The sequence below is a fragment of the Rhizobium sp. NLR10b genome (assembly GCF_019685435.1).
Taxonomy (GTDB): Bacteria; Pseudomonadota; Alphaproteobacteria; order Rhizobiales; family Rhizobiaceae; genus Rhizobium.
The window spans coordinates 207,604-233,197 of sequence record NZ_JABDWV010000003.1 but is presented as its reverse complement, the minus strand read 5'-3'; the positions used below and the strand labels follow the sequence as shown (position 1 = coordinate 233,197).

Sequence of the window (25,594 nt, the reverse complement as noted above, 5' to 3'; positions counted from 1 at the left end):
GCGGAGCCTCCCTGACGACAGGGTCGGCCAGACAGGGTTGGATTGATGGAAGAAAGCTCAACGGTCCGCAGGCTGGATCGGCTCGGCGTGGTTCTGGTGGCGGGCGGCATTGCGGCGACGGCACTGATGCCCTTCATCTACGTCAAGGCGAACCGCATCGCCGCCGGCAAGCCGATGCTGCTGACGCAGCTTCTTCCCCAGCCCTCCGTCATCATCCTGACCGCCCTTCTCGTCCTGACCGCCCTCGCCACCTTGTTTCTCCGAAATGCCATGGCGCGGCTCGTCATTGCCACCCTTTGCCTTGCCGCACTGATCGCTGCGATCGGCCTGGTCTCGACCGCGGCGACGCCGCCCGGCAGCACGGTGGCGCGCATGACGCCCGGCGGCGGCTTCTGGGTGCTGTTCGCGGTGATCGGGCTCATCATATCGGACGCGCTGGTCAAGATCCGGCTGGCGCCCTGGATGCGGGTGGCAGCGCTTGGCGTCTACGCGGCGCTGCTCTTCGCCTTTCTCGCCTCCGGCCTGCTGGACAGCCTCTCGATCATGAAGGAATTCTCGACGCGGTCGGCACAGTTCGAGACCGAGGCATTCTCACATCTGCTGCTGGCGCTCGGCTCGCTCGTTATCGCCATCACTCTCGGGCTGCCGCTCGGCATTCTGTGCTTCTGGGTGCCGAAGCTCAGGGCCGTCGTGCTGCAGGGCCTAAGCCTGATCCAGACGATCCCGAGCCTGGCGCTCTTCGGCCTGTTGATGCTGCCGCTCGGCTATCTCGCCACCCATGTGCCGCTTGCTGCTGCCATCGGCATTCGCGGCATCGGCACGGCGCCTGCCTTGATTGCACTCGTGCTCTATTCGCTGCTGCCGATCGTCGCCAATACCGTCGTCGGCCTGCAAGGCGTCGACCCCTCGGTGCGCGATGCCGCCGCCGGCATGGGGCTGACGCGCCGGCAGATCCTCTTTGGCATCGACATGCCGCTTGCCTTTCCGGTCATCCTCACCGGAATCCGCATCGTACTGGTGCAGGCAATCGGCATGGTGACGATTGCCGCGCTGATCGGCGGCGGCGGTTTCGGCATCTTCATCTTCCAGGGGCTCGGCCAGACGGCGATGGACCTCGTCCTGCTCGGCGCCGTGCCGACCGTCTTCTTCGCATTCTCATCGGCCGTCATCCTCGATGCGGTCATCGACAGCATCCGGGGACCTGCCGCATGAGCATGATCGAGATCAGGAACGTCACCAAACGCTATGGTGCTGCCACCGTCGTCGACAAGGTCTCGATGAACGTCGAAAAGGGCGAGATCACCGTCATCGTCGGCACGTCGGGCTCGGGCAAATCGACGCTGATGCGGATGATCAACCGGCTGGTGCCGATCAGCGAGGGCCAGATCTTCGTCAACGGCCAGAATGTGATGGATGTCGAGGTGACCGAGCTCCGCCGCCGGATCGGTTATGCGATCCAGGGGCACGGACTGTTTCCGCACCGGACCGTGGCGCAGAATATCGCCACAGTGCCGCAGCTGCTCGAATGGGATTCCAGGCGCATAGCCGCCCGCGTCGAGGAACTGCTCGGGCTTTTCAACCTCGATCCGGCCGAGTTCGCCGAGAAATATCCGCATCAGCTTTCCGGCGGCCAGCAGCAGCGCGTCGGCGTCGCCCGCGCCCTCGCCGCCGAACCGGAACTGCTGTTGATGGACGAGCCCTTCGGTGCGCTCGATCCCGTCATCCGCGGAAAGGCGCAGGATGATCTCCTGGCGATCCAGAAGCAGTTCGGCACGACCGTCATCCTCGTCACCCACGACATGGACGAGGCCTTCCATCTCGGCAACCAGATCGCCGTGATGAGCCAGGGGCGACTGTTGCAATGCTCGACTCCGGAAAAGATCCTCACCGAACCGGCCGATCCCTTCGTGCAGCAACTGACCGGCACCTCCGACCGGGCGCTGAAGCTGATGTCGCTGCTGCCGCTGAAGGAGAGCATGGAGCCGGCCAAGAGCGGCCTCGCCTATGCCCTGCCGCAGTCGCTCAGCCTTCGCGATGCGCTCGCCGAAATGATCTGGCAGGGGGTCGACGAGGCGGCGGTGCAGGATGGCGAAAAGGCGCCGGTGGGATCGATCTCGATGACAAGGCTGCTCGAACTGGGCCGCAAGGCATGAAACTCGTCGTCGCCAATCTCTTCCGGCTGACCGCACTCGGCTTGCTGCTGATCCTGCTTTTCAGGACCCAGTGGCTTTCCTTCCTGTTGACGCCGCTGACCAGCAACAATGCGCCCGCTGTCTATACGCAGAACAGCCTTGTCTCGCTGGCGCTCGGACATCTGCAACTGGTGATCGGATCGATCGTCTGCAGCGCCGTGCTCGCCGTTGCCGGCGGCATCTTCGTGACGCGGGAAAGCGGCGCGGATTTCCTGCCGCTGTCGCGCGCCATCGCCAATGCCGGCCAGACCTTCCCGCCGGTCGCCGTTCTGGCGCTCGCCGTGCCCGCCACCGGCTTCGGCGCCATGCCAACGCTGATCGCGCTCTTCCTCTACGGCCTGCTGCCGATCTTCGAAAACACCGTCGCCGGCCTGAAGCAGGTGTCGCCGCAGGTGCTCGACGCGGCCGACGGCATGGGCATGAACGGCACGCAGCGGCTCACGCGCGTCGAGCTGCCGCTTGCGCTGCCGCTGATCCTCGAAGGGCTGAAGGTCGCGACCGTGATCAATATCGGCACGGCGACGATCGGCTCGACGGTTGCCGCCAAGGGTCTCGGCGAGGTGATCATCGCCGGGCTGATATCGGACAATACCGCCTTCATCCTGCAGGGCGGGCTGATCGTCGGGCTGATGGCGGTACTGATCTATGACGCCATGGGCCTCGTCGAAGCGGCGATCACGCGAAGAATCGGCTTGCGCCCGGCGTAAGAGGACCGCTACCAAGGCTGCGGTGATCGATTGAACGGGAGGCCGCCTTGGCGAAGATGATCCACTCCATGATCCGCGTTCTCGACGAGGCGCGCTCGGTCGAGTTCTACGGCAAGGCCTTCGGTCTCTCGGTTGCCGACCGTGTCGATTTCGACACCTTCACGCTGATCTATCTGAGCAATGCCGAGACCGGCTTCGAGCTGGAGCTGACCGTCAACAAGGGCCGCACCGAACCCTATGATCTCGGCAAAGGCTATGGCCATCTCGCCGTCTCGGTCGAAGAAGTCGCCGTCGAGCGCGAGCGCATGGTGAAACTGGGGCTCAAGCCGGGCGAGCTGGTGGAGCTCAACCGCGACGGCAAGTTGTTCGGCCTGTTCTTCTTCGTCAGCGATCCCGACGGCTACAAGATCGAAGTGCTGCAGCGCCACGGCCGGTTTCTCTGACGGCGCGCGATCTTCCGATCCAACCATAATACCACAGCTTCGAGCGGCATAACCAGGAGCCCGCCATGATCGAGAAAACCGCGCTCAATTCCGGCTGGACGCTCACCTGCAACGATAGAGGAAGACCCGACCTGCCGGATGCGATGCCGGCGACGGTGCCGGGATGCGTCCATACCGACCTTCTCGCCAGCCGGCTGATCCCCGATCCCTATATCGATGTCAACGAGATCACCAATGACTGGATCGGCAGGGCGGACTGGACCTATCGCTGCCGCTTCGAGGCAACGCCCGACGATGGCAGAGTGCAGGAACTCGTCTTCGACGGGCTGGATACGATCGCGGTCATCAGCCTCAACGGCGAAGAGATCGGCCGGACATTCAACATGCACCGCACCTACCGTTTCGATGTTTCAGGTCTGCTGAAGACCGGCGCCAACGAACTCTCCGTCACCTTCCGCTCCGCCTACGCCTATGGCGCTGAGATGGAAAAACATTACGGCTACCGGCCCAACAACTATCCGGGGCCGGGCAATCTGATGCGCAAGATGGCCTGCAATTTCGGCTGGGACTGGGGGCCGACGCTGGTGACGGCGGGCATCTGGAAGCCGGTGAGGCTGGAGAGCTGGGATGGGGCGCGGCTCGCCGAGACACGGGCGTCGGCCACGCTTGCCGGCGGCGACGGGCTGGTGACGGTGCATGCAAGACTGGCGCGCCACAGCAATTCCAGGCCGTTCCGGCTGGTCGCCGAGATCGGCGATGTGACGACGTCGGTTACGATCGCCGCCAGCGAAGACGAGGTTTCGTTCGAGATCACGCTGCCCTCGCCGCAGCTCTGGTGGCCACATCATCTCGGCGCCCAGCCGCTCTATCCGCTGACGCTTACGCTGATCGATGAGGCCAGCGGCGATCGGCTCGACAGCTTTGAGCGCGAGCTCGGTTTCCGTTCGCTCAGGCTCGATACCGCTGCAGATGCGTACGGTTCGGCCTTCACCTTCGTCATCAATGACGTGCCGTTGTTCATCGCCGGCGCCAACTGGATCCCCGACGATTGTTTTCCCTCGCGGGTGACGCGCGAGCGTTATGCTGCCCGGATCGAAGAGGCGAGGAGCGCCAATATTCATATGCTGCGCGTCTGGGGCGGCGGCATCTTCGAGCGCGACGAATTCTACGAAGCCTGCGACCGCATGGGCATGCTGGTCTGGCAGGATTTCCTCTTTGCCTGCGCCGCCTATCCGGAGGAGGAGCCGCTTCGAAGCGAGGTCGAGGCGGAGGTGCGCGACAATGTCGTGCGGCTGATGCCGCATGCTTCGCTGGTCCTCTGGAACGGCAATAACGAGAATATCTGGGGTTTCGACGAATGGGGCTGGCGGCCGATCGTCAAGGCGGGCGAGAGCTGGGGGCTCGGCTATTATCTCGACCTGCTGCCGAAGCTCTGCGACGAACTCGATCCCCGCCGGCCCTATTATCCCGGCAGCCCCTATTCCGGCTCGATGGAGATCGAGCCGAATGCCGACGGACATGGCTGCAAACATATCTGGGACGTCTGGAACGATGTCGGCTACGAGGTCTACCGCAACTACATCCCGCGTTTTTGCTCCGAATTCGGCTGGCAGGCGCCGGCCAATTGGGCGACGATCGAAGAGAGCGTCCACGATCAGCCGCTGACGCCGCAATCGAACGGCGTCTTCCACCACCAGAAGGCGACGCAGGGCAATGACAAGCTGATCCGCGGGTTGGCCGGCCATCTGCCGGCGCCAAGGACGATGGACGACTGGCACTTCGCCACCCAGCTCAACCAGGCGCGCGCCATCCGCTTCGGCATCGAGCACATGCGCTCGCACCGGGCAATCTGCAAGGGCGCGGTGGTCTGGCAGTTCAACGACTGCTGGCCGGTAACCTCCTGGGCCGCCCTCGATTCGGCCGGACGCCGCAAGCCGCTCTGGTATGCGCTGAAGGCGGCCTATGACCCGCGCCTGCTAACGATCCAGCCGCGCGACGGCGGACTGGCAGCGGTGGCGATCAACGAGAGGACGCTGTTCTGGCGAGCCAAGATCAGCGGCAAACGCCTGAGGCTCGATGGCAGCGTGCTTGCGGAATTCGAATTCTGGCGGCTGCTCTGCGACCGCTTCGAGGCCAGGGAGTTTCCGCTGCCCGAGGAGGTCGTCAGGCCGGATTTACCGAAGGACGAGGTCGTTGTCGTCGACATGCTCGACCGGCGAGCGTTTCACTATTTCGTCGAGGATATCGACCTTGCCCTGCCGGCGCCGCGGCTGAGCGTCGATGTGACTGCGATAGAGGATGGTTACGCGGTCAAGGTGAAGGCCGAGAATTTTCTCAAGGATCTCTGCCTGATGGCGGATCGGCTGGATCCGGATGCGGTCGTCGATTCGATGCTGGTGACGCTGCTGCCGGGGGAGAGCCATGTGTTTGACGTGAGGACGGCGAAGGTGATTGAGGCTGATGACATTGCTATCGGCACGGTGCTGCGATCGGCCAATGATCTACTCGCGGGTCGATGAAAGCCCCTCATCCGTCCCCTCGCCCCGTTTTTTCGGGGAGAGGGTTAGGGTGAGCGCCGACCCTGGCACAGGGGGGCGTGGTCACCAAACACCAAAAGGCCCCGCTGCCAACGGGGCCCTTCCAGCTCGGTCCATCGAACGAGGTTACATCCAGTAGGGCGGCACGCCGTAATAATCATACACCCGGCGGCCATTGTCGTTGTACCAGGTGTCGTCATCGTCCGAATAGCTGGGTGCGCCTTCGATCTGCTCCTTGGTCAGGTCGATGCGGTAGCCGTCCAGCTGGGTGTCGTAATTCAGCTTTTCCCAAGGCAACGGATAGTGGTCATGACCGATGCCCAGGAAGCCGCCGAAGCTTAGCACGGCATAGGCGACGCGGCCGTCGCGCTTGCCGATGATCAGGCGTTCGATCGAGCCGATATGCCGGCCATCGGCGCCATAGACGCGGGTGCCTTCGACGCGGTCGCTGGCGATCAGCGAATGCGTTTCCTTGGCGTTCGGGTCACGGCGGCTGGCGTCGGTGTCCTGATTCAACATTTGAACCTCCTTTGGTGTTTCCTCATGGTTGGTATGAAAGGTCAACGCCAACGCGGACTCAAAGTTCCCTGCCTTTCCATGACCGCACCGGGCCTGATTGTTGACGTTTACGTCAAGGTTAGTATAGCTTCATTCGGCTTGAACCGTTCAGGCAATGGCATAAGCTGCCGGACTGGAAGATGGAGGATGCTTCCGGTCAATGAGAGCCGGTCGACCAGGGCTCGACCGGCGCGGCGGCCGCAAGGGAGAGAGAGACACGATGAGCAGCATTTCCGTCCATCCGAACGGAGCAAAAGCGGACAAGCCCTGGCTTGCCACCTATCCCGATATGGTTCCGGCCGAACTGCCGCCGCTGGAATATGCCTCGCTTGCCGAGCTTTTGGAAAAATCCTGCGCCCGTTACGCCGACCGGACGGTTTTTTCGAGCATGGGCAGGGCGATGAGCTACCGCGAGCTCGAAAGCCAGACGCGCAAGGTCGCCGCCTGGCTGCAGAGCATCGGCCTCGAGAAAGGCGACCGCGTCGCGGTGATGATGCCGAATGTCCTGCAGAACCCCGTCGCCACCTATGCGATCCTTCGGGCCGGCCTGGTGGTCGTCAACGTCAATCCGCTCTATACGCCGCGCGAACTCGAACACCAGCTGCGTGATTCCGGCGCCAAAGCGATCTTCGTGCTGGAGAATTTCGCCCGTACCGTCGAGCAGGTCCTCAACAAGACCGACCTGCGCCATGTCGTCGTCACCTCGCTCGGCGAAATGCTGGGGCCGAAGGGGCTGATGGTCAATTTCGTCGTGCGCAAGGTAAAGAAGCTCGTTCCCTCCTGGTCGATCCCTCAGCATAAGAGCTTCGGTCAGGTGCTCAGCGAAGGCGCAAGGAAAAGTCTCCGCCCGGTCACGCTTGCGGGCGGCGACATCGCCTTCCTGCAATATACCGGCGGCACAACGGGCATTGCCAAGGGCGCGGTGCTCACGCATCAGAACCTGCTCGCCAACAAGCTGCAGCTGTCGCTCTGGCTGCGATCGGCTTTCCAGCGCAAGAAACAACCGGAGGTGCTGAACTTCCTCTGCGCGCTGCCCCTCTACCACATCTTCGCGCTGACGGTGAATTCGCTGATGGGCATGTCGCTCGGCGCCCACAATATCCTGATCGCCAACCCGCGCGATATTCCCGGCCTCGTCAAGGAATTCGGAAGGTCGAACATTCATATCTTCCCCGGCCTTAACACGCTGTTCAACGCGCTGATGAACAACGCCGAATTCGCCAAGCTCGATTTCTCCTCTCTCATCATGTCGCTTGGCGGGGGCATGGCCGTCCAGCGCCCGGTTGCCGAACGCTGGTTGAAGATAACGGGCACGGCGGTGACAGAGGGCTACGGCCTTTCCGAGACGTCGCCTGTCGCCACCGCCAACCGCTTCGATTCGCCCGAGTTCACCGGCTCGATCGGCCTGCCGCTTCCCTCGACCGAACTCGATATCCGCGACGAGGAGGGCCGTTCGCTGCCAACAGGCGAAATCGGCGAGATCTGCATCCGCGGGCCGCAGGTGATGGCCGGCTATTGGCAGAAGCCGGAGGAAACGGCGCGGGTGATGACATCAGACGGCTATTTCCGCTCGGGCGACATGGGCTTCATGGACGAGCGCGGTTACACCAAGATCGTCGACCGCAAGAAGGACATGATCCTCGTTTCCGGCTTCAACGTCTATCCGAACGAGATCGAGGAAGTCGCCGCCATGCATGCCGGCATCCTGGAGGCGGCGGCGATCGGCGTGCCGGACGGGCATTCCGGCGAGGCGGTCAAGCTCTTCGTCGTCAGAAAGGATCCGACCCTGACGGAGGCGGAGGTGAGGGCCCATTGCATCGCCAATCTTACCAACTACAAGCGCCCGCGTTTCATCGAATTCCGCGCCGAACTGCCGAAGTCGCCTGTCGGCAAGATCCTGCGCAAGGACCTGCGCGGCTAAATTTGACGATCTGATGAAATTAAAGCCCTCCGCTCGCCGCGGATGATTTTTCATATTTGGAGCGGCGGCTGAACTTGATTTGCGCCTGAGAAAGCGAATAGTTTCCGCAACCTTTCCGCCTCAAAAGGAGCCTCCCATGAACGCCATCGTCGAACAGCTGAAAAGCACCGCTGATGCCACCAAGGCGACCGATCTCCGCGCCGCCTTCGCCGCCGATCCGCAGCGCTTTTCGCGCTTTTCCGTCTCGCTTGACGATCTGCTGATGGACTTTTCCAAGACGGCGGTGAACGACGAGATCCTCAAGCTTTTGGTCAGGCTTGCCGAAGAAGGCGGCGTCGAGAAGAAGCGCGAGGAGATGTTCTCCGGCAAGGCGATCAACTTCACCGAGGACCGCGCCGTCCTGCACACGGCGCTACGCAACCGGTCGAATACGCCTGTTCTGGTGGACGGCAAGGATGTCATGCCTGACGTCAACGCCGTGCTTGCCGCCATGGGCAAGTTTGCCGACGACATCCGCTCCGGCACGCTGAAGGGCGTCACCGGCAAGACGATCACCGACGTCATCAATATCGGCATCGGCGGCTCCGATCTTGGCCCCGTCATGGCGACGCTGGCGCTTGCCCCCTTCCATGACGGCCCGCGCGCCCATTTCGTCTCCAATATCGACGGTGCCCATATTGCCGACATCCTGAAGCTGGTGCAGCCGGAAACGACGCTGTTCATCGTCGCCTCGAAGACCTTCACGACCGTCGAGACGATGACCAATGCGCAGACGGCGCGCAATTTCATCGCGAAGGCGCTCGGCGAATCGGCCGTGCAGCACCACTTCGCCGCCGTCTCGACGGCGCTCGACAAGGTCGCCGCCTTCGGCATCGACAGCGCCCGCGTCTTCGGCTTCTGGGATTGGGTCGGCGGCCGCTACTCGATCTGGTCGGCGATCGGCCTGCCGCTGATGATCGCGATCGGGCCTGAGAATTTCGGCAAGTTCCTCGACGGCGCGCATGCGGTCGACAACCACTTCCGTAAGGCGCCGATTACCGAAAACCTGCCGATGCTGCTCGGCCTGATCGGCTTCTACCACCGCAATGTGCTGAACTATCCCACCCGCGCCATCCTGCCCTACGACCAGCGCCTGTCGCGTTTCCCGGCCTATCTGCAGCAGCTCGACATGGAATCGAACGGCAAGGGCGTCACCATCGACGGCACGCCGGTCGAGGGCAATTCCGGCCCGGTCGTCTGGGGCGAACCCGGCACCAATGGCCAGCACGCCTTCTACCAGCTCATCCATCAGGGCACGAGCATCATCCCGGCCGAATTCATGATCGCCGCCAATGCCTTCGAGTCGGAGTTGCGCCACCAACACCAGCTCTTGATCTCCAACGTGCTTGCCCAGTCTGAAGCACTGATGAAGGGCCGCACCTTCGCGGAAGCCAAGAAGCAGCTGACCGACAAGGGCATGGACGACAAGAAGGCCGATTTCATCGCGCCGCACCGCGTCTTCCAGGGCAACCGCCCGTCGATCACCTTCGTCTACGACAAGCTGACCCCCTATGCGCTCGGCCGTCTGATCGCGCTCTACGAACATCGCGTCTTCGTCGAAGGCGTGCTCTTCCGCATCAACTCCTTCGACCAGTGGGGCGTCGAACTCGGCAAGGAACTGGCAACGGGCCTGCTGCCCGTCGTCGAGGGCAAAGAGAGTGCGGCGAGCCACGATTCCTCCACCCAGGGGCTGGTTGCGGCGCTGGCGAAGCTTGCGAAGTAAGTTTCGAAAGCCGGGCTCGCCCCTCACCCTAACCCTCGGGGGTCGAGCCACTGGTCTCGACCCGTCCTGCGGAGCCTCGTAACCGGGCGAGGGAGTAGGGGAACGGAGAGGTCGCGGCGTATCCTCCTCGCCGGTGAGAAGAGGGAGGCGCGAGGCTGCGGTATATATCCCTTCGCCCCGCAAGCGGGTCTGAAGGGCGGTGCCGGCGGCTGGCAAGGAGCGGAGGCCGGCTTCAGCATTACCAGGAAATTCGCGCGCCCAGGGCGGATCGGACGACAGCGTCATGCGGCCGCAAATGATGACCTGATATCGGCCAGGCCAGCGCATCGGTGTCGATGGGCTGTTGGTGCGAAACCGGATTGAACGTTCCGCTAATAGAAAATTGTAGAAAGAATTCTTTCAATCCACCGTCGTCGCCCTAGATTCAAGCAAAATCTGTGCGCAGGGTACTTCCGACGACATGGCCTATCAAACCGGGGACGACACCCCGTTTCACCGTTTTCCGAAGCCTATACATGGGCCACTCGCGTCCGGACGTGTCCTTTCGATGGCGGCGCCAGCATCGGATCGTCCCTGCCCCGTCCATAAGGCTCTCCAAGGCGCCCGGCACAGAGCGTTTTCACGTTTCATCATCACTAAAGGAAGCTCATGAGCCGTCTTATCGTCGTTTCCAATCGTGTCCCCATGCCAGCCAAGGATGGCAGTGCCGCGGCCGGCGGCCTCGCGGTTGCGCTGCAGGCAGCCCTGCAGGCGCGCGGCGGCATCTGGATGGGATGGTCGGGAGAGTCGAGCGGAGAAAAAGAGCCTGGCCCGCTCTCGCTGCTGCAGAAGGGCAACATCACCTATGCGCTGACCGATCTCACCGACACCGATGTCGAGGAATATTATCGCGGCTTTGCAAACCGCGTTCTCTGGCCGATCTGTCACTACCGCCTCGACCTCGCCGAATATGGCCGGAAGGAAATGGCCGGCTATTTCCGCGTCAACCGTTTCTTCGCGCACCGGCTGGCGCCGATGATCGAGAAGGACGACATCATCTGGGTTCATGATTACCACCTGATTCCGCTGGCCGCCGAACTGCGGCAAATGGGGCTGAAGAACAGGATCGGCTTCTTCCTGCACATTCCCTGGCCGCCGGCCGATATTCTCGTCACCATGCCCGTTCATGAAGAGATCATGCGCGGCCTCTCCCATTACGATCTCGTCGGCTTCCAGACCGATTACGACCTCCAGAACTTCGCTGGTTACTTGAGACGGGAGGGCATCGGCGACGACCTCGGAAACGGGCTGTTCGATTCCCACGGGCGGATTTTCAAGGCCGGCGCCTATCCGATCGGGATCGAGACTGCTGGATTCGCCGAATTCGCCGAGAAAGCCGCAAACAATGTCATGGTGCAAAAGACCCGGCGCAGCATCGAAGGCCGGGATATGATCATCGGCGTCGACCGCCTCGATTATTCGAAGGGCATCATTCAGCGGCTGGAAGCGTTCGAACGCTTCCTGACCACCAATCCCGCCTACCAGAACAAGGTCACCTATCTGCAGGTCACGCCGAAATCGCGATCGGAGGTCCCCGAATACGAGCATATGCAGAAGATGGTCGCCGAACAGGCCGGCCGCGTGAACGGCGGCATCGGAACGGTCGACTGGGTACCGATCCGCTATGTCAACCGATCGATCAGCCGCAACGTGCTCGCCGGCCTCTACCGCCTGGCGAGGATCGGGCTGGTGACGCCGTTGCGCGACGGCATGAACCTCGTCGCCAAGGAATATGTCGCCGCCCAGGATCCGGATCGCCCGGGCGTTCTGGTGCTGTCGCGCTTCGCCGGTGCGGCACGGGAGTTGAGGGGCGCGCTGCTGGTCAATCCCTATGATGTCGAGGGCACCGCCAATGCGCTTGCCCGCGGCCTTGCCATGTCGCTCGAGGAGCGCCGCGACCGCTGGAGCATGATGATGGAACACCTGCTCTCGCACGATGTCTCACTGTGGTGCGAAACCTTCCTGCGGGATCTGGTGACCGCTCCAGAGCTTCAACCGGGGGGTGACTCCCGGATCGTTTCTTGATCGATCGGTGCCGACCGGTCCTTCGGATCCCCGACGGGAGAAGAGGGGATCGAAACGTTGCCGCATATCTCTTCTCCCCACGGGGAGAAGAGGAAATCGGAACGTCGCGGGACATTTCCTTCGCCCCGGAAGCGGGAGGAAGGTGCCGGCGGATGAGGGGCCGATGCTCGCTTAAGCCTTAAAGCCCGATCTCATGCGCCCATGGCGGATTGGCGCCGGCGCGGGAGACGGTGACGGCGGCCGCCTTGGCGCCGAGCGTCAGGGCGTTGCGCACCGCCTGTTCGTCGAGCGAGGCGACCTGTTCTTTGCTCAGCAGATTGTCCATCTTCAGCGAGGCCAGCACGCCGGCGTCGAAGGTATCGCCGGCGCCGACCGTGTCGACGACGGCAACGCGTTCACTCGGCACCGTCACCTTGCGATCCCTGGTATAGCCGGACGCGCCTTCGGCGCCCTTGGTGATGACGACGAGCTTGGCGCCGTGGGCGAGCCAATGGGCGGCGAGCGCGTCGTGGTCACCTTGGAGCCCGAACCAGTCGAGATCCTCGTCGGAAAATTTGACGATGTCGGCCTTTGCCGCCATGCGCCGGATGCGGGCCATATGCGCCGGCTTGTCCTTGATGAAGCCCGGGCGAATGTTGGGGTCGAGCGAAATCACGCGGCGGGCGGCTTCGCGGTCGAGCAAGGCTTCGTACGTTTCGCCGCAGGGGCTCGGGATCAGGCTGATCGCGCCGAAATGCAGTGCTTCGCAATCATCGTCAAGCGTCGGCAGGTCGGCCTCGGTGATCATCCGGCCGGCCGTGCCTTCGTCATAGAAGGCATAGGTCGCCTGGCCGTTGACGAGCTTGACGAAGGCGATCGTCGAGGGCCGCGGAGTGATGGCGCATGGGCTGTAATCGACGTTGCTCGCCTTCAGCGTCGCCAGCAGGATTTCGCCCATCATGTCGTCGGCAATGCCGGTGAAGAAGGCGGTGGGAATGCCGAGGCGGCCGAGCGCGATGGCGGTGTTGAAGATCGCGCCGCCGGCATAGGGCGCAAAGCCCTTTTCGCCAAGCGTCGTGTCCCTCGGCAGCATGTCAATCAGGGCTTCGCCGCAGCACAAAATCATCGGATTCCTCCCAACAGCATTTCTATCTTCATCAAGCGCTTAAGTGAGCTTTTGTCAACCGATTAGAGCGAAAGCTCACTGACTCCACCATTCCTCGCCGACCATGCCAGCGGCGCGTCGAGGAAGGCCTCGACCTCTGCAAGTGTCTTGTCGTCGAAAAGCTTCTCTGCCCTGGCAACCGCAAGGACGCTGCGCCAGGTGGCGATGTGATGCAGCCTGACCTTGCCGTCGGCAAAACGCTGGTCGCCGAAAATGCCGTAGAAGAACAGCGCGATGCCGTGATCGACAATGCCGCCGGCGGCGCGAATGGCGTCGATGAACTTGAACATGCTGCCGCCAGCCGTCGTCAGGTCCTCGATGACGAGCACGCGCGAACCGTCCGGCATATTGCCTTCGATCTGGGCATTGCGGCCATGGCCCTTCGGCTGCTTGCGGACATAGATCATCGGCAGGCCGAGGCGATCGGCGAGCAGGGCGGCGAAGGGAATGCCGGCGGTCTCGCCGCCGGCGATGCAATCGAACTGCTCAAAACCGGCATCGCGCAAGAGCGTGCTGGCGGCAAAATCCATCACCGTCGAACGGATGCGCGGGTAGGACAAGAGCTTGCGGCAATCGATATAGACCGGGCTCGCCATGCCGGAAGAGAGCTTGTAAGGCTGGGCCGCATTGAAATGCACCGCCTTGATCTCCCAGAGCATCTTGGCCACCAGTTCGGCCATCAGGGCGCGGTCGGGAAATGCGGTCTGGATCATCGGGCTCTCCTTCGGTTTTGCGTCTCCGGCAATAGCAGCAAGCGCCCACCGTTTCCAGACGCAGGCGAGCTATTCCAGCAAGAGACGGCCGATATCGGGCCCTTGCATCGTCTTGAACAGGGCGATGGTTCGGGCCCCCTCCTCGGCATCCAGCGAAACGGCATAACGCACGGCGGCGGCAAGCAGCTGCATCGTCAGCCGGGCGATCGCCTGAAGTTCGCTGCGGTCCCGATCCGGCCAGAGGCGCACGAGCACGGCGAGAAACGCCTGAGCATGGAATTCCATATCTTCGGCGTCGACCTGCTGCAGCAGCTTGTCGGTATGGGTCGCGTGCCAGATGTCACGCATCACGGGCTCGCGGCGGAAGAAGGCGTAATATTCGTCGACGATCCTCGCGAGCGCGCCTGGCAGGGCCGCGGCGTCGACGACCTTCGCCAGTTCCGCCTCGACACAGCGCCGGCCCTCCTCGTTGAAGCGTTCGGCCAATGTCCGGATGATGGCGCTCTTGTCGGGGAAATACTGGTAGAGGGCGCCGAAGGAAAGGCCCGCCTTTTCGACGATCTCGCTCATCTTCAGGCCGTCGCTGCCATGACTTTCGATCAGTTCGGCGGCGACGGCGAGGATTTTTTCGAAACGCTCGCGGCCGCGCTGCTGGCGCGGAATGCGTCGCGGCTGGCCGCTATGCTCCTGGTGACGTCTGCGCGTTGCCGCCGGCTGCCCCGACATGTTCTCTCCTTTGCCTGTTGACAAAGAAAATAAGAGAGTTTATCCGTTTTTACAAACAAGAGAGTTTCTCTTGTTTCATCAGGAAGGAGTTTCGACATGCAGATGGTCCTCATTCTTTCCCTCGTCGCCGCGGCGATCGGCAGCGGCTTGGTCGCCGGCATCTTCTTCGCCTTCTCCACCTTCATCATGACCGCCTTCTCGCGCATTCCGGCGGAACAGGGCATTGCCGCGATGAATTCGATCAACGTGACGATCGTCCGCTCGCCCTTCATGGCGCTGTTCGTACCGACGGCGATCCTCTGCCTGGTCATTGCTGTGCTGGCGCTGATCAACTGGCGCGGCGGGGCGTCCGCGCTGATGCTGGGGGGTGCAGCCCTCTATGTCTTTGCCTCCTTCCTCTCGACGATCATCTTCAACGTGCCGATGAACGACGCACTGGAAAAGGTCAGCGGCGGCGGCGCGGAAGCGGCGGCGCTTTGGACGGCCTATCTCCGGGACTGGACGTGGTGGAACCATGTACGCACCATCGCCTCGCTGCTTGCCTCGGTCGCTTTTGTGCGGGCGCTGATGATGATTTAGCAGGGGCGCAGGCCTCATCCGAGAGCCTCGAGGATGAGGACGTTGGAGGGTGCGGATATGGCATGACTTCGCGGCAACGGCATCGCGTGTGGTGACCGTCGCCACAGATACATTCTGCAACGGTCAGCCTTCAAACAGTTCGAGCATTCCGAAAGAGGAGTTGACCGACTGTCTCCTCGGTTATTTCTGCTCGCAAAAGACGATGCGATTACTAAAGGGATCGATGACGGTCATCTCCAGCCCCCAGGGCGCTTCCTCGACGCCGGGCTTCATATAGCGGTAATCCTTGCCGATGAGTTCGGCGTGATAGGCGCGCACATTGGCGACGCGGACGAAGGCCTTGGCGCCGGGGCTGGCGTCGCCGGAATGTTCGCTCAAGTGCAGCGCCATACCCTCACGCGACACCTGGCAATAGAGCGGGAAGTTTTCGCCGAAGCGATGTTCCCAGTCGAGCGTGAAGCCGAGGAAACCGCAATAGAATTCCATCGCCTTTTCGACCGAGAAGATACGGAAGATCGGCATCGGCGGCTCGATGCCGATGGCGGCGCGGCCTGAACCCGCCGCATCGATCTTGGCCGAGAGGATATTCCATTGCTCGAGCCCGAATTGCCGGGCGACGATTTCGAGCGTCTCGCTGTGGGTGAGAGAAATATTGCGGTCGGCAAGGGCTTGCCGCAATGTCTTTGCCATGAGCTTGGCATCGCGAAAATCGCGCATAGTGAATCCTTCCGTCGGCGGCAAACAGGACGATCAGTGCCCGCGTCTGCTGACCCGTTCGCCATCGATCGCCAAACGGCAAGGGATGTGAAGGATATCTCTGGATGCATTCACCATAACGCTGATGCGTCGCGGGCGGCTGGCCGCATCCGGCCAAGGGCGATCGTATGAGACGCGTCGTCCCGGATCAAGACGCCGTGCGCGATGCCTCGAGGGGCACCGCCTGCAGGTGGGCGGCAAGCTCGACGCGGTTGCGGCCGGCGCGCTTGGCGGCGTAAAGCGCCTTATCGGCGGCACTCAGCATGGTGTCGAAATCCAGTGGCTGCGAGCGGCCGGGCGCAACGCCGACGCTCACTGTGCATCTCAACACCTCACCGTCGATCGGAATCTCTCGCGCCTCGAAGGCCCTGCGGATCCGCTCAGCCGTCAGTTCGGCCCGGCCTGGCATGACCTGTTTCAGCACCAGCGCAAATTCTTCGCCCCCGAGCCTCGCGGCGGTATCGCCAGGGCGGCAATTGGCGGCGAGTTCCTCGGCGAAGACGGTGATCACGCGGTCGCCGCTCGCATGGCCATAGCGGTCGTTGACGGATTTGAAATGGTCGATATCGAAGACGATGATGGCGGTGGTCGATCCCATTGGGCGCGTGCCGTACTCGTCGAAGACGGCGCGGCGGTTGAGCAGGCCGGTCAGCGGATCGGTGATCGCCTCGAGGCGATGGCGGGCGGCGAGCCGCCATTGATGCAGCGCCAGCGACAGCGCGCCGATGCCGGTCATGCCGGCGATGCAGACGGCAAGGCTCAGATCCTCCGCCCAGTTGCTGGGCGCCTTGCCGAGCACCAGCTTGCCATCGGCAATCAGCACGGCGGCGCAGAGAACGAAGGAAATTGCCGTCAGCGTATAGAGCGCCGCGATGCCGAGCAGCGGCGCCGGGGCTTCGGCGCGGGCGAGCCAATATTGCCGGGCGGTGGCAAAGAGCAGCAGGGCGATGGCGAGATTGTCGGCGATGAAGGCTAAACCGTCATATCCGGAAACCATCGGCACGATCGAGAAGGTCATCGCCGCCAGGGCCCGGATGGCAGTGGCAACGATCGACAGGCGGCCGGTAAGGAACTGTTTGCCCGCGCCCCAGATGGTGGCGAAGCCGGCATGGAACAGCATGAAACTGCCAATGGCGAAACCTGTATCAGGCCTGCTCACATAGGCGCTGTAGACGAAAATGCCGCTGACGACCAGGACCAGACCGATGGTGGCGGTGAGCAGCACGGTTTCGGCCCGGCGCACCAGCCAGCTTCCCATCAATGTGACGGCAAGGCAGGCCGCGGAGACGCCGAGCGCCAGCAAAAGGGAGTTGTAGTCAAGCATCATGCTTCTTCAGTCTCCGCAGCGGTGGCGCGCCAGATAATTGGCAACGTGGGGTTCCGCGGAGAGAAATGTCTTATGCACCCGTTAACAAATGATGCATTGCACAATGAAAATGTTAGGCGTCTAACGTCTGCGCGCCACTTAACATGAATATTCTATTTAAAATAGAAAAAGGCGGAAGCACCTCCTACGTCACTACCTGCCAATGCAGGGGAAACATCGGATCGAAGACCGTTACCGGGCCGGCGCCGGTTTCTATCTTGGCGGGAAAGACGACCGGCTCGGCCTGCTTCGACAGCGTGATCCGTTCCTCGTTCGGCTGAAGCCCGTACCAGGCCGGCCCGTTCAGCGAGGCGAAGGCTTCGAGCCTGTCGAGCGCACCCTCCTCCTCGAAGACATGGGCAAGGCAGCTCATCGTATTGATCGAGGTGTAGATGCCGGCGCAGCCGCAGGCGCATTCCTTCAGCGGATCGACATGCGGGGCGGAATCGGTGCCGAGGAAGAAGCGTTTGTCGCCGCTGACGGCGGCGGCGCGCAGCGCCAGCCGGTGGTTCTCGCGCTTGGCGACCGGCAGACAGTAATAATGCGGGCGGATGCCGCCGACGAGGATCGTGTTGCGGTTGATGATCAGATGGTGGGTGGTGATCGAGCCGGCGAGGTTTGATTTGGCCGCCTTGATGTAATCGATGCCGTCTGCGGTCGTCACATGCTCCATCGTCACCCTCAATTCGGGCAGGCGCCGGCGCAGCGGATCGAGCACGGTGTCGATGAAGACGGCCTCACGGTCGAAAATATCGACATCGGGCGTCGTCACCTCGCCATGGACGCAGAGCGGCAGACCGATCGCAGCCATGCGCTCCAGCACCGGCATCGCCTTCTCCATGTCACGCACGCCGCCATGCGAATTGGTGGTGGCGCCGGCGGGATAAAGCTTGACGGCGGTGATGAGGCCGCTCTTCGCACCCTCCGCCACATCGTCGGGGCTGGTGTGTTCGGTCAGATAAAGCGTCATCAGCGGCTGAAAGCGGTGGCCGTCCGGCAACGCCTTGAGGATGCGCTCGCGATAGGCCTTCGCATCCGCGGTGGTGACGACCGGCGGCACCAGATTGGGCATGATGATGGCGCGGGCGAAGGTGCGGCTCGTATCGGCGATCACGCCTTCCAGCATGGCGCCGTCGCGCAGATGCAGGTGCCAGTCGTCGGGACGGCGGATGGTGATCGATTGCATGGCAGGCCTCCGAAGCGATGCGTCTGCGGCCTGATAGCACTAAAGCGCGTCGCATTGAAATTGATTCATGCGAGGCGCTCCAACGCAATTTCCTGCATGTCGCCATCCCACCGCTGCACAAGTTCGGCCGGCATGGTCGTCAAGCCGATCGCCGCGACATTATGCCAGCGCGATCTCCAGCGTCACATCGGCCGGGCGGCGATTTTCGAGGATCAGCCGGCCGTTCGGTAGGTCGTTGCCGTAAACCTTGGCGCTGGCGGCCTCCTCATCGAGGTTGTAACCGCGCCAGCGTGCCCAGAGCCGCTCCTCGAGCACCGCGATCGGCGGCGCCAGCATGATCGAAAAATCGAAGATGCCGTCGAGCTCGGCCCATTTGCCCTGCGTGAAGAGCAGATAATTGCCCTCGACGATGATGAAACGGTCCTTGGGATCGATCGGCCGGGCCGAGGCGATGGCGAGTTCCCGGGAACGGTCGAAGACCGGCGCCAGAACCTCCTGGTCGGCCCGGCGGACGGCGCGGATGATATCGAGGAAGCCTCTGACATCGAAGGTCTCGGGAATGCCCTTGCGCGCCAAGAGGCCGCGCTCGATCAGGATGGCATTGTCCATGTGGAAGCCGTCCATCGGCAGGACTGCGGCGCTTTCGCCCTTGGCTTTCAGCGCCGCCGCCAGATTGTCGGCCATGGTCGATTTACCCGCCCCCGGCGGCCCGGCGACGGCGATCAGGAAACGCTTGGCATCGCCGGCGCGGGAAAGCACCTCGCCGGCGATGTCGTCGATGCGTACGCTCATGCCGCAACGGGCTCCGTCGGCACCGCCTTGGCGCCGGTCATGAAGGCGACGGCGTCGGACATGGTGTACTCCTTCGGATTGATCACCGTCAGGCGCCGGCCGAGACGGTGGATATGGATCCGGTCGGCGACCTCGAAGACATGCGGCATATTGTGCGAGATCAGCACGATCGGCAGGCCGCGGGCGCGCACGTCGAGGATCAGCTCCAGCACGCGCCGGCTTTCCTTGACGCCGAGCGCGGCCGTCGGTTCGTCCATGATGATGACCTTCGAGCCGAAGGCTGCGGCGCGGGCGACGGCGACACCCTGGCGCTGACCGCCGGACAGCGTCTCCACCGCCTGGTTGATGTTCTGGATGGTCATCAGGCCGAGTTCGGAGAGCTTGTTGCGCGCCAGCTTTTCCATGGCCGGCCGGTCGAGCATGCGGAACAGCGAGCCGAGCGGACCCTTTTTGCGGATCTCGCGGCCGAGGAACATGTTGTCGGCGATCGACAGCGCTGGCGACAGAGCAAGGTTCTGGTAGACGGTTTCGATGCCGGCTTCGCGCGCCTCCATCGGTGAGCGGAACTGCACCTGCCGGCCTTCGAGCGTAATCACGCCCTCGTCGGGGGTGACCGCACCTGAAATGGCCTTGATGAGCGACGACTTGCCGGCGCCGTTATCGCCGATGACGGCAAGGATTTCACCCGGGTAGAGGTCGAAATCGGCATTGTCGAGCGCGGTCACGCGTCCATAACGCTTGACGAGGCCGCGGGCGGTGAGAATGGGTTCGACAGCCATGGTCATACCGAAACCTTTCTGATCCACTGATCGATGGCGACGGCGGCGATGATCAGCACGCCGGTCAAAAGGACTTTCCATTGCGGATCGGCGCCGAGCATGTTGAGGCCCATCGACACGACGCCGACGATCATGGCCCCGAATAGCGTGCCGAGAATGGAACCGCGGCCGCCGAAGAGCGAGATGCCGCCGATCACGGTGGCGGTGATCGCCTGGAGGTTATAATCGGTCACCGCCGAGGACGGCGAAATCGAGCCGTTGCGGCCAATCGAGACCCAGGCAGCGAAGGCGGCGATGACGCCCGACAGTGTATAGACGGTGAGCAGCACCCTCTTCGTCTGGATACCGGAGAGCTTGGCGGCTTCCGGATCGTCGCCGACCGCATAGACATGCCGGCCCCAGGCGGTGTGGTTGAGCACATACCAGAGCAGCAGCACGAGCAGCACCATGGCAATAACGCCGAGGGTGAGCACGGCGCTGCCTACCTTGAAGCTCGCGGCGAAAAGATGCAGCAGCGGCGCCTGTTCGTCGACATCGGTGTCGCGGATCGTCTCATTGGCGGAATAGATAAAATTCGTCGCCATGACGATATTCCAGGTGCCGAGCGTGACGATGAAGGGCGGCAGCTTCATGAAGGCGACGAGGAAGCCGTTCAGCAGGCCGCACAGGCCGCCGACCAGCAGGCCTCCAATCACCGCGATCGGCGTCGGTATGCCGTAGGTGATGGCGACATTGCCCATGATGACGGCCGAGATCACCATGATGACGCCGATCGAAAGGTCGATGCCGGCCGTCAGGATGACCAGCGTCTGGGCGGCGCCAAGAATGCCGACGATGGCGATCTGCTGCAGGATCAGCGTCAGCGTATAGGACGAGAAGAAACGTCCGCCGAGCGCTACCCCGAAGATGATGATCGCCAGCACCAATACGATCAGCGGCACGGCGGCCGGTGTCGAGTGCAGAAAATGCTGGGCGCGCTTGATCAGCGGGACGCCCTGGTGCTCGAAGGAGGCGACGTTCTTGTCGCTGCCGTCGAGGACGCGTTCGAATTCCTGTGCTCCGGTCATGGTTCCTCCTCCGCATCCGCGCGCCGAACCCGCGCGGAGGCCGTCACCCCTGTTCATCCGTTCGTTGCTTAGCCGGTGGGCGACGGCACATCGTCCGTCCAAAACGGCCGGGGATCAAGCCCCGGCCGTCTGCTCTTTCAATAGATCGGGCTCAGCCCCAGCACTTGTCGGTGCCTTCCTTGGTGTCGATCGACTTGAGGCCGGAAACCGGCTTGTCGGTCACGAGCGAGACGCCGGTGTCGAAGAAGGACTTGCCTTCGGTCGGCTTCGGCTTTTCACCCGAGTCGGCGAACTTCTTGATCGCCTCGATGCCGAGCGATGCCATCAGCAGCGGATATTGCTGCGAGGTGGCGCCGATGACGCCTTCCTTGACCGACTTGACGCCCGGGCAGCCGCCGTCGACCGAGACGATCAGCACGTTCTTTTCCATGCCGACGGCCTTCAGCGCCTGGTAGGCGCCGACAGCGGCCGGCTCGTTGATCGTGTGGATGACGTTGATGCTCGGATCCTTCTGCAGAAGGTTTTCCATGGCCTTGCGGCCGCCTTCCTCGTTGCCGTTCGTCACGTCATGGCCGACGATGCGCTTGTCGTCTTCGTCGCCGATCTTGTCCGGGTTCTTCGGATCGATGCCGAAGCCCATCATGAAGCCCTGGTCACGCAGGACGTCGACCGTCGGCTGCGACGGCGTCAGGTCGAGGAAGCCGACCTTGGCGTCCTTGGCTTTGTCGCCGAGCGTTTCCTTGGCCCACTGGCCGATCAGCTTGCCGGCGAGCAGGTTGTCGGTGGCGAAGGTGGCGTCGGCGGCATCGGCCGGCTCGAGCGGCGTGTCGAGCGCGATCACCAGCAGGCCGGCGTCGCGGGCCTTCTTGACCGCAGGCACGATGCCCTTGGTGTCGGAGGCCGTCAGCAGAATACCCTTGGCGCCGTCGGCGATGCAGCTTTCGATCGCTGCGACCTGGCTTTCGCTGTCACCGTCGATCTTGCCGGCGTAGGACTTCAGCGAAACGCCGAGTTCCTTGGCCTTGGCCGTCGCACCTTCCTTCATCTTGACGAAAAAGGGATTGGTGTCGGTCTTGGTGATGAGGCAGGCGGAAACGTCAGCCGCCATCGCCGGAGCAGAAAAAGCGACACCGAGCGCGAGCGCGCCAAAAGCGAGAACTGATTTCTTCATGAACTCCTCCCAGAGTTTGCCGGCGCCGCCTCTGCGGGCCGGAATTTTCAAAATATGACACTTCGCTCAGTCGCTGTCGCTCCAAAGCCGCCCGTGCCCTTGACGATGGCAATTAAGAGCGAAAGAAATCCGCTTGTCAATAAATAAATCCAATTGAATTATTAATTCGATGTGGCATGCTCGACCGAATTAGGGTGCACAGCGAGCGCAGCGCGTTTCAGACGCGAAGGACGCTGTACCGCCTTGAGCTGCTGCATGTTTTTAAATCGCCTTCGATGAGGAGAAGGAGGCGAACGCTCGGGAGGAGCGGCCATGTCGTCTTTGGATGGACCGGAACACACACCGGTCCCGCCGCCAATTTTAAATCCGGCCGGTGGTGCTAACCAGGTCAGGGTGCGCGCCTATAACGAACGGCTCGTGCTGTCGCTGGTGCGCCTTTACGGCGCGCTGTCGAAGGCCGATATCGCGCGCCGCAGCGGGCTTTCGGCCCAGACCGTCTCGGTCATCATGCGGGTCCTGGAAAAGGAAGGGCTGCTGTCGCGCGGGGCGCCGGTGCGCGGCCGGGTCGGCCAGCCGTCGATCCCGATGCATCTCAATCCCGACGCCGTCTATTCCTTCGGCCTGAAGATCGGTCGGCGCAGCGCCGATCTGGTGCTGATGGATTTCGTCGGCCGCATCCGGATGCAGCTGCACCGGACCTATGCCTATCCGCTGCCGCATGAAATCCTCGCCTTCGTCACCTCGGGCATCCGCGAGATCGAAGACCAGCTCGACGAAAAGCAGCGCGGCCGCATTGCCGGCCTCGGCATCGCCGCGCCTTTCGAACTCTGGAACTGGGCCGATGAGGTCGGAGCGCCGCCGGGCGCCATGGAGGTCTGGCGGGATGTCGACCTGCAGGCCGATATCGCCGCGCGCGTCTCCCATCCCGTCTTCCTGCAGAATGATGCGACCAGCGCCTGTGGCGCCGAACTCGTCTTCGGCGTCGGCCCGTCCTATCCCGACTTCGTCTATTTCTTCATCGGCTCCTTCATCGGCGGCGGCATCGTCCTGAATTCGGCGATCTTTTCCGGCCGTACCGGCACGGCGGGCGCGATCGGGCCGCTGCCGGTGCGCGACAGGAACGGCGAAACCAAGCAATTGCTCGAAATCGCCTCGATCTTCGTGCTGGAAAACATGCTGCGTGAGCGCGGCATCGATCCCGAGCCGCTCTGGTATTCGGCCGACGACTGGGTGGATTTCGGCGAGCCGATGGAGGCATGGATCCAGGACACCGCCAAGGCGCTCGCGCAGGCGATCGTCGCCGCCGCCTCGATCGTCGATTTCAGCGCCGCCGTCATCGACGGCGGCTTTCCCCATTGGGTGCGCAGCCGCATCGTGCAGGCGACGATCGACGAAGCCGCCAAGCTCGACCTGCAGGGCGTCGTCATGCCCGAAATCATCGAGGGCGCGGTCGGCGCGCAGGCACGCGCCATCGGCGGCGCCAGCCTGCCGATCTTTGCGCGCTATCTCACCGACCAGAACGTACTCTTCAAGGAGGTAGACCATGCTGAAGGGACTTGATCCGCTCTTGAGCCCGGAATTGCTTTTCACACTTCGGGCCATGGGCCACGGCGACGAAATCGCCATCGTCGACGGCAATTATCCCGGAGTCGAAGATGCCCGCCGGCTGATCCGGCTCGACGGCCACCACCTCATCCCGGTGCTCGACGCCGTGCTCAGCGTGCTGCCGATCGACGATTTCGTGCCGGAAGCGATCTTCCGCTCGACTGTCAAGGCCGAGCGCGACAAGCTCGATCCGGTGCATGAGGAGATGATCGACTGCTGCGCCCGCCACGAGCCGCATCGCCAGGTGGTGCCGCTGGTCGGCCAGGATTTCTACGGTCGGGTGCGGGCCGCCCATGCGCTGATCCAGACCAGCGAGCCCAGGCTCTATGCCAACATCATCCTGCGCAAGGGGGTGATCTATCCGAAGGAGGCAGGCGCCCAGCCGGGCGAGGTCGATCCGTTCGTCTACTAAAGCGTCGGTGCGCTTCCGTCACCCGTCGATTTCGACTTCCGCTTCGCAGTTCACCGGCGCATTCAAGGGGATGGCCATGCCGATGGACGAGCGGGCATGGGCGCCGACATCAGGCCCGTACAGCGCCAGGATCAGATCCGAATAGCCGTTGGTGACCAGCGGCGTTTCGTTGAAGTCAGAAGCAACGTTCACCATGGCGAAGACGCGAAGCCATGCCGTGACCCGATCGAGGTCTCCGAGGACCCGCTTGAGGCTGGCGAGATGGGCGAGCGCAACGAGCCGCGCCGACGCGTAGCCCTCCTCCGGCGAAACCTCGGCGCCCACCTTGCCAAGGGGATTTGCCAGTGTTCCATCGCGGTTGCACGCGACATGACCGGAAATGTAAGCGCGCGTGCCGCGCAGGCGAACCCAGGCGAAGGGCAAACGCAGCCCCTCGCGAACCTTCAAAGGCTCGGGCAATTCCAGACCCATTTCGGCCAGACGTTGTTCGATGATGGCCATAATGCACCTCCCGGTGTGGTTGGAGCATGCCGCGCAAAAGCCTGCGGCGGTTTTGCGCCCCGGAGCCGTTGCAGGGTTCCGGGCGACATGCATCAGGGGACGATCGTGTCGAGCTCCGGCATGAGAACGACGCTCTCATTGGCTGCGGGGTCGTTGCGAGCGCCGAGAAATTCGGCGTCTTCGCTGCTGCGGTTGACGGCGACATGCGGAACGCCGGCCGGAATGAACAGGTAATCGCCGGGGCGAACCGTTTCACACCGTTCCAGCGCTGCTCCCGACCAGATCTCGATCTGCCGACCGGCGGTCATCAAAAGCGCCGTCTCGTGTCCCTCATGGCGGTGGGCGCCGGTTCGCCGCCCCGCGGGCAGCGAAATCGTCCCGAGCCACAGCATGGTTGAGCCGGTGCTTTCAGCCGAGACGCCGGAACAATAGACCGATCCCTGCCTGGCGACATGGCTGCCGCCGGCGCGCACGACGCTCGCAAGGAATGGTTCGGATTTCTTCGATTGCGTTGCCTGGTTCGTCATCGCTCTCACCACTTCGACCGCTGCGATGGCGCCACTCTGCGCGCTCAGCCGGCGCAAGTCCTGAAGCAGAGCCGAAAAATTCCGAA

At 62.8% G+C, this 25,594-nt stretch carries 24 protein-coding genes; 11 read left to right on the top strand and 13 right to left on the bottom strand.

Features of this window, described 5'->3' with window-relative positions; genetic code table 11:
- The first annotated feature begins 45 nt into the window (after nt 1-45).
- The 5 genes from HJB91_RS06055 to HJB91_RS06035 all read left to right on the top strand — a co-directional run bounded on the left by HJB91_RS06055 (nt 46) and on the right by HJB91_RS06035 (nt 5,861).
- The gene (locus HJB91_RS06055) at nt 46-1,212 is read left to right on the top strand and encodes an ABC transporter permease (RefSeq protein WP_221153841.1); all 1,167 of its coding nucleotides are present in this window, start codon (nt 46-48) and stop codon (nt 1,210-1,212) included.
- Nucleotides 1,209-2,153, top strand: a complete 945-nt coding sequence (locus HJB91_RS06050; protein ID WP_221153838.1) for an ABC transporter ATP-binding protein — start codon at nt 1,209-1,211, stop codon at nt 2,151-2,153. The genes HJB91_RS06055 and HJB91_RS06050 overlap by 4 nt, the downstream gene beginning before the upstream one ends.
- Complete coding sequence (locus tag HJB91_RS06045) at nt 2,150-2,899, top strand: ABC transporter permease (protein ID WP_210629365.1); 750 nt, start codon at nt 2,150-2,152, stop codon at nt 2,897-2,899. The genes HJB91_RS06050 and HJB91_RS06045 overlap by 4 nt, the downstream gene beginning before the upstream one ends.
- 47 nt (nt 2,900-2,946) lie before the next feature.
- Nucleotides 2,947-3,342, top strand: coding sequence for a VOC family protein (locus tag HJB91_RS06040; protein ID WP_210629366.1), 396 nt, complete (start codon nt 2,947-2,949; stop codon nt 3,340-3,342).
- Between the two features lie 65 nt (nt 3,343-3,407).
- Complete coding sequence (locus HJB91_RS06035; RefSeq protein ID WP_221153836.1) at nt 3,408-5,861, top strand: glycoside hydrolase family 2 protein; 2,454 nt, start codon at nt 3,408-3,410, stop codon at nt 5,859-5,861.
- A 144-nt stretch (nt 5,862-6,005) separates the two neighbouring features.
- On the opposite strand, the gene HJB91_RS06030 is transcribed toward HJB91_RS06035, so the two are convergent.
- Complete coding sequence (locus HJB91_RS06030) at nt 6,006-6,398, bottom strand: PRC-barrel domain-containing protein (RefSeq protein ID WP_037143114.1); 393 nt, start codon at nt 6,396-6,398, stop codon at nt 6,006-6,008.
- 259 nt (nt 6,399-6,657) lie between these two features.
- On the opposite strand from HJB91_RS06030, the gene HJB91_RS06025 reads away from it, so the two are divergent.
- The 3 genes from HJB91_RS06025 to otsA all read left to right on the top strand — a co-directional run bounded on the left by HJB91_RS06025 (nt 6,658) and on the right by otsA (nt 12,184).
- Nucleotides 6,658-8,358, top strand: coding sequence for a long-chain fatty acid--CoA ligase (locus tag HJB91_RS06025; protein ID WP_221145859.1), 1,701 nt, complete (start codon nt 6,658-6,660; stop codon nt 8,356-8,358).
- A 136-nt stretch (nt 8,359-8,494) separates the two neighbouring features.
- Nucleotides 8,495-10,120 carry a glucose-6-phosphate isomerase gene (pgi, locus tag HJB91_RS06020; RefSeq protein WP_210629369.1) on the top strand — a complete coding sequence of 542 codons (1,626 nt, stop codon included), beginning with the start codon at nt 8,495-8,497 and terminating at the stop codon, nt 10,118-10,120.
- A 648-nt stretch (nt 10,121-10,768) separates the two neighbouring features.
- The gene (gene otsA / locus HJB91_RS06015; RefSeq protein WP_221153835.1) at nt 10,769-12,184 is read left to right on the top strand and encodes an alpha,alpha-trehalose-phosphate synthase (UDP-forming); all 1,416 of its coding nucleotides are present in this window, start codon (nt 10,769-10,771) and stop codon (nt 12,182-12,184) included.
- A 178-nt stretch (nt 12,185-12,362) separates the two neighbouring features.
- Here the strand turns inward: otsA and HJB91_RS06010 are convergent, their stop codons facing one another.
- The 3 genes from HJB91_RS06010 to HJB91_RS06000 all read right to left on the bottom strand — a co-directional run bounded on the left by HJB91_RS06010 (nt 12,363) and on the right by HJB91_RS06000 (nt 14,767).
- Nucleotides 12,363-13,289: a carbohydrate kinase gene (locus HJB91_RS06010; protein WP_210629371.1), complete on the bottom strand. Its 927-nt coding sequence runs from the start codon at nt 13,287-13,289 to the stop codon at nt 12,363-12,365.
- Between the two features lie 62 nt (nt 13,290-13,351).
- A complete protein-coding gene (locus HJB91_RS06005; protein WP_210629372.1) occupies nt 13,352-14,041 on the bottom strand; it encodes an orotate phosphoribosyltransferase in 690 nt (229 codons plus the stop codon).
- A 69-nt stretch (nt 14,042-14,110) separates the two neighbouring features.
- Complete coding sequence (locus tag HJB91_RS06000) at nt 14,111-14,767, bottom strand: TetR/AcrR family transcriptional regulator (RefSeq protein WP_221153834.1); 657 nt, start codon at nt 14,765-14,767, stop codon at nt 14,111-14,113.
- A gap of 96 nt (nt 14,768-14,863) precedes the next feature.
- On the opposite strand from HJB91_RS06000, the gene HJB91_RS05995 reads away from it, so the two are divergent.
- The gene (locus HJB91_RS05995) at nt 14,864-15,346 is read left to right on the top strand and encodes a DUF1772 domain-containing protein (RefSeq protein WP_210629374.1); all 483 of its coding nucleotides are present in this window, start codon (nt 14,864-14,866) and stop codon (nt 15,344-15,346) included.
- 180 nt (nt 15,347-15,526) lie between these two features.
- Here the strand turns inward: HJB91_RS05995 and HJB91_RS05990 are convergent, their stop codons facing one another.
- The 7 genes from HJB91_RS05990 to HJB91_RS05960 form a co-directional block, all read right to left on the bottom strand.
- A complete protein-coding gene (locus tag HJB91_RS05990; RefSeq protein ID WP_210629375.1) occupies nt 15,527-16,063 on the bottom strand; it encodes a glyoxalase superfamily protein in 537 nt (178 codons plus the stop codon).
- A 187-nt stretch (nt 16,064-16,250) separates the two neighbouring features.
- Nucleotides 16,251-17,429, bottom strand: coding sequence for a GGDEF domain-containing protein (locus HJB91_RS05985; protein ID WP_210629376.1), 1,179 nt, complete (start codon nt 17,427-17,429; stop codon nt 16,251-16,253).
- A 184-nt stretch (nt 17,430-17,613) separates the two neighbouring features.
- Nucleotides 17,614-18,654, bottom strand: a complete 1,041-nt coding sequence (gene pyrC / locus HJB91_RS05980; RefSeq protein ID WP_210629377.1) for a dihydroorotase — start codon at nt 18,652-18,654, stop codon at nt 17,614-17,616.
- 159 nt (nt 18,655-18,813) lie between these two features.
- Nucleotides 18,814-19,446, bottom strand: a complete 633-nt coding sequence (locus tag HJB91_RS05975; RefSeq protein WP_210629378.1) for a nucleoside triphosphate hydrolase — start codon at nt 19,444-19,446, stop codon at nt 18,814-18,816.
- Nucleotides 19,443-20,225 carry an ATP-binding cassette domain-containing protein gene (locus tag HJB91_RS05970; protein ID WP_210631700.1) on the bottom strand — a complete coding sequence of 261 codons (783 nt, stop codon included), beginning with the start codon at nt 20,223-20,225 and terminating at the stop codon, nt 19,443-19,445. The genes HJB91_RS05975 and HJB91_RS05970 overlap by 4 nt, the downstream gene beginning before the upstream one ends.
- Nucleotides 20,226-20,227: 2 nt before the next feature.
- Nucleotides 20,228-21,292 carry an ABC transporter permease gene (locus tag HJB91_RS05965; protein WP_221153833.1) on the bottom strand — a complete coding sequence of 355 codons (1,065 nt, stop codon included), beginning with the start codon at nt 21,290-21,292 and terminating at the stop codon, nt 20,228-20,230.
- A 151-nt stretch (nt 21,293-21,443) separates the two neighbouring features.
- A complete protein-coding gene (locus tag HJB91_RS05960; RefSeq protein WP_184460047.1) occupies nt 21,444-22,463 on the bottom strand; it encodes a sugar ABC transporter substrate-binding protein in 1,020 nt (339 codons plus the stop codon).
- 312 nt (nt 22,464-22,775) lie between these two features.
- Here HJB91_RS05960 and HJB91_RS05955 point away from each other — a divergent pair, with 312 nt between their 5' ends.
- Both HJB91_RS05955 and HJB91_RS05950 read left to right on the top strand, forming a co-directional pair.
- Complete coding sequence (locus tag HJB91_RS05955; RefSeq protein WP_210629380.1) at nt 22,776-24,023, top strand: ROK family transcriptional regulator; 1,248 nt, start codon at nt 22,776-22,778, stop codon at nt 24,021-24,023.
- Complete coding sequence (locus HJB91_RS05950; protein WP_210629381.1) at nt 24,007-24,480, top strand: RbsD/FucU family protein; 474 nt, start codon at nt 24,007-24,009, stop codon at nt 24,478-24,480. Before HJB91_RS05955 ends, HJB91_RS05950 begins: the two co-directional genes overlap by 17 nt.
- Before the next feature lie 18 nt (nt 24,481-24,498).
- Here HJB91_RS05950 and HJB91_RS05945 read toward each other — a convergent pair whose 3' ends face one another.
- Together HJB91_RS05945 and HJB91_RS05940 are read right to left on the bottom strand one after the other, a co-directional pair.
- On the bottom strand, nt 24,499-24,981 hold the full coding sequence (locus HJB91_RS05945; RefSeq protein ID WP_210629382.1) for a RidA family protein: 483 nt from the start codon (nt 24,979-24,981) through the stop codon (nt 24,499-24,501).
- 92 nt (nt 24,982-25,073) lie between these two features.
- Nucleotides 25,074-25,508: a cupin domain-containing protein gene (locus HJB91_RS05940; RefSeq protein WP_210629383.1), complete on the bottom strand. Its 435-nt coding sequence runs from the start codon at nt 25,506-25,508 to the stop codon at nt 25,074-25,076.
- Nucleotides 25,509-25,594 lie beyond the last annotated feature (86 nt).